The sequence below is a fragment of the Streptomyces sp. NPDC059900 genome, assembly GCF_050270335.1.
Taxonomy (GTDB): Bacteria; Actinomycetota; Actinomycetes; order Streptomycetales; family Streptomycetaceae; genus Streptomyces.
In genome coordinates this window covers 1-2,147 of the sequence record NZ_JBNNJZ010000921.1, presented here as the reverse complement: position 1 = coordinate 2,147, position 2,147 = coordinate 1, and the positions used below count along the sequence as shown (strand labels likewise).

Here is a 2,147-nt window from a genome sequence, read left to right as displayed (position 1 = left end):
GCTTCGGCAACGTATGGACCCTGGCCCTGAGCCTGGGCGTGCCGCCCTGGGTGGCACCGCTGGTGGCTCCCGCCGTGGACCTGTCGGTGCTGGGCCTGCTGCTGGCCGTCCGCCATATGGCGCTGCACGGCGCCGGACGCGAACAAATGCGCCCCGCCCGGCGACTGTTGATCTTCTCCAGTGCGATGACCCTGGCGCTGAATGTGGCCGACCCGCTCATCACGGGACAGTTCGGCAAAGCGGCCTTCGACGCGGTCGGGCCTCTGCTGCTGATCGGCTGGGCCGAGGTGGGTCCCGGACTGCTGCAGACCCTCGGCGGAATCCAGCGCGCGCCGCAGCCCGGTACCGCCGTTGCGGAGCGTGCGACCACCATCGACAGCCATCCGCCTGCCGGCACCCGGCGCGCGAGCGCAGAGAAGTGCGCTGAGCCGCAGGGGTGCGGGGAGGACTTGCTCGACCGGGCCCGGCGTGAGGATGCCCGGCACTGGGAGGCATTCCAGCGCCCTATCTCGGCGGAGACGCTCCGCAAACGGCTGCACGTCGGCGCCGCCAGGTCCCGGATGCTGGTAGCCATGGTCCGCGCTGATACCTCCCGGGCGCCCCGGGGCCACACGTCGGAGGTGACCGCGGCCGCGTGAACGGGCGCACCAGGAACGGCGCGTTTGCGCCCAGCTCCACTCCGGCTCTGCGCTTCTGTGACCGGATGAGGCTGCGAGGGTCCGCTCGCGTGGAGGTGACCGGTTATCCGGCGGCCGATCGCGGCACTATCGGCGGCCCCGGTCGTCCGTCCCGGATGCTGATTGTTGGGGTGTCAGTTGTCGCTCGGGGAGTGCTGCTGACTGAACTAATGTAAACATTTTCCCCGTTCGGATGTGGTATCTAGCTTTCAGCCATGAAAGATCCACAGAGTCAGCCACGTGACCTGCTGTTATACGCGCGGATTCCTCTAGCGGGCACGACTTAATCAAAAGCCCTACACGAGTGTGCCGTTGCCACCACACTGTGGTCCTCTGCGAGCAGTGGGGGGTTGAAGTGGCGGAGACGACACCGGACAGAACGGATCAGTCCGAGGGGGAGAGCGGCGAGAACCAACCGGAGGCCGGACGTTCCAAACGGATGAAGACCTGGGTGGCCGCCGCCGTCGCAGCCGGACTGGCCGCTGGCGTGAGCGGTGAGGCCCAGGGCGTCTTCTCATCCATGGTGAGTTATGTGAAGGATTGGTTCGTTCCACCCTCACCGGATGAGAGCCTGCCGTTCACGGCCGAGACTACGGTTGTTGACCCTTGGGATGTATGCGTGGGCGGCGCCGGCATGGTGTTTCTGAAGCCCCCGTCGTTGAAGGCTGTGAAACAGGAGTTCGGGAAACGCTGGAGCGGCGACGATCCAAACTATTGGAAGGAGTCAACATTCGATACCCGCTATGAGGCGAAGCCGGCCAACTATTCGATCGTGAATCTGCTGATCCAGGGCAAGACGTCGAAGGCCGTTGTCATCGAACGTATTAGCGTGAAGCCGGTTTCGGTCAAGGATGCCCCCAAAGGGTTGCGTCTTCGAACCTGGGGAGGATGCGGCGACGCGAACATGAGCCGTTTCCTGGTTGACCTGGATACTGAGCGGCCACAGCTCAAATTCAGGGACGGCAGGGACGATGATGGCAAACGGCGCGTCAGTAGCTTCCCGTACAAGGTCACCAGTAATGACCCGGAGACAGCAGTAATTGTCCCGATGACGAACGAGCACGACTACCGCTTCAAGTTCGTCATCGAATGGAAGAGTGGAGCAGATTCGGGCGAGCTGGAGGTCGGTGACGGCAGCCGGGGTGACGCCCCCTTCGAAGTGGTGTCCGGCTCAGCCTCGGAGCAATACAGCCTCGGTCAGGACCTGAAGCCGCAGCCCACACAGGAGCCGAAGGTCACGGACCCCTTCGCCGAGATCGACGCTCAGGGACAGTAGGAGCGATGAGAGTGAACTCAGCGCGGCTTCGAAGCGGGTTGCTGGTCGCACTAGCTGGGGTGTTGGCCGCTGTCATCGGAGCCTTGGGTTACAGGTGGGTCCACGACGGAGCCCATGCATCTCCCAGCAAGGAAGCTAGGGGCCCTAGCACGTCCCAGCCGCAGTCATCAGGAGCCGGGAACGCATCCTTGGTC

At 64.2% G+C, this 2,147-nt stretch carries 2 protein-coding genes; both read left to right on the top strand.

Translation table 11 applies throughout. The features are described from left to right. Nucleotides 1–638 (top strand): DUF2637 domain-containing protein (locus tag ACQKIP_RS45705; RefSeq protein WP_427745699.1); only part of this gene is annotated, 638 nt, incomplete at its 5' end. A 394-nt stretch (nucleotides 639–1,032) separates the two neighbouring features. Further along, nucleotides 1,033–1,953 (top strand): hypothetical protein, encoded by a 921-nt coding sequence (locus tag ACQKIP_RS45700; protein WP_365863652.1) that lies wholly within the window; start codon nucleotides 1,033–1,035, stop codon nucleotides 1,951–1,953. Nucleotides 1,954–2,147 lie beyond the last annotated feature (194 nt).